This is a genomic window from Stenotrophomonas sp. HMWF003, from assembly GCF_003061285.1.
Taxonomy (GTDB): domain Bacteria; phylum Pseudomonadota; class Gammaproteobacteria; order Xanthomonadales; family Xanthomonadaceae; genus Stenotrophomonas; species Stenotrophomonas maltophilia_AP.
Window position 1 is genome coordinate 1 of record NZ_QAIW01000202.1, and the last position, 1,279, is coordinate 1,279.

At 66.8% G+C, this 1,279-nt stretch carries 2 protein-coding genes and 1 pseudogene; 1 reads left to right on the forward strand and 2 read right to left on the reverse strand.

Features of this window, described 5'->3' with window-relative positions:
- A partial coding sequence (locus DBR34_RS08280; protein WP_181393947.1) for a histidine phosphatase family protein occupies window positions 1–223 on the reverse strand: 223 nt, incomplete at its 3' end.
- Between the two features lie 17 nt (window positions 224–240).
- Complete coding sequence (locus tag DBR34_RS08285; RefSeq protein ID WP_038691342.1) at window positions 241–873, reverse strand: ParA family protein; 633 nt, start codon at window positions 871–873, stop codon at window positions 241–243.
- 130 nt (window positions 874–1,003) lie between these two features.
- On the opposite strand from DBR34_RS08285, the pseudogene DBR34_RS08290 reads away from it, so the two are divergent.
- Window positions 1,004–1,279, forward strand: a pseudogene (locus DBR34_RS08290) (ATPase); the annotation flags it as partial.

Here is a 1,279-nt window from a genome sequence, read left to right on the forward strand (position 1 = left end):
TTTCGACAAAGCCGGTGATGCCCAGCACGGCCTCCAGGGTTTCGCGGGTGCGCCGCGCCGGCGAGCACAGCACGCAATCGGGCAGCAGGTTGTTCTCCTTCAACCAGCGGCCGGCCGCTTCCGCTTCGGCCAGGCCGATCGGTGACAGCGGACGGTCAAGGTCGGCCTGGCCGGTACTGGCGGCTTCGGCGTGGGCATGGCGCAGCAGGATCAGTTCTCGCATAAAGGCTCTCTTCCGGATCAGGCTTTCTTCAGCCACTTCAACAGTGGCTCCCAGTCACTCTGGTGCTCGCGCACCTGCGCGGAGCGGTAATCGAACAGGCTGCGTCCCAGCCCGACCATCACCACGTAACTCTGGCTGTCGCGCAGCTGCGCCACAACGTCATACGGCCACTCGGCCAGCATCTGGATGGCCTGCTGGGAGGTCTGGGTCCACGGCTTGGTGCGGTTGAGGACCAGCCCCACCGGCAGCGCGCGGCGGTGCACGCGCGGCACTTTGGACAGGCTGTTGAGGAAGCCGACGATGGCTTCGATGTCCAGCGCCGAGGGCAGCACCGGGACCACCACGGCATCGGCAACGTCAAGGAAGTGGCCCAGATCGTCGGCCAATGCCCCGGCCGGTGCGTCGATGATCACTTCGTCGGTGCCGTCGGGGATCAGCTTCTCCCAGGCCTTCTTGCGGTAGACGTCCACCGGCAGCACGGCGCTTTCCAGCACCGCGCGGCGCTGTGCCCAGCGGGTGCTGGAGCCCTGCGGGTCGGCGTCGGCCAGCACGGTCCGTTTGCCGTCCAATGCGGCATGCGCCGCCAGGTGGGTGGCGACGGTGGTCTTGCCCACCCCACCCTTGGAACCGGCTACCAGGATCGTCTTCATGCCAGCCTCGCTTCCGGGGAACGTCGTCGCAGCGTACACCGCCGTCCGTGACGGAGATAGTCGCGCTGCTGAACCCCTGCACCGGGCGGCGCTTTGCTATCGTGCGCGATCCAATGGACTGCAAGCCGGCATGAGCGAGTTACAGGACCTGAGCGCGCTGATCCGCGCCAACACCCCGCTGATCATCATCGAGACCCAGGACGAGGGTCGCATCGTGGAGCTGTTCCGGCAGACCCTGATGCATGTCTGGCGAGCCCTGCACCGCTGGTCCATCACCGAAGGCCTGCGCCGCATCGACATGGACCGCGAGGACGACGCGGTCGGCCCACCCGATGCCAGTTCGGCGCTGCAGATGATCCGCCAGGCCGAACAGCGCGGCATCTACCTGCTGCTCGATTTCCACCCC

Bases quoted from the DNA above. Each gene is read 5' to 3' on its own strand.
- DBR34_RS08285 (WP_038691342.1), bottom strand. From the start codon at position 873: ATGAAGACGATCCTGGTAGCCGGTTCCAAGGGTGGGGTGGGCAAGACC.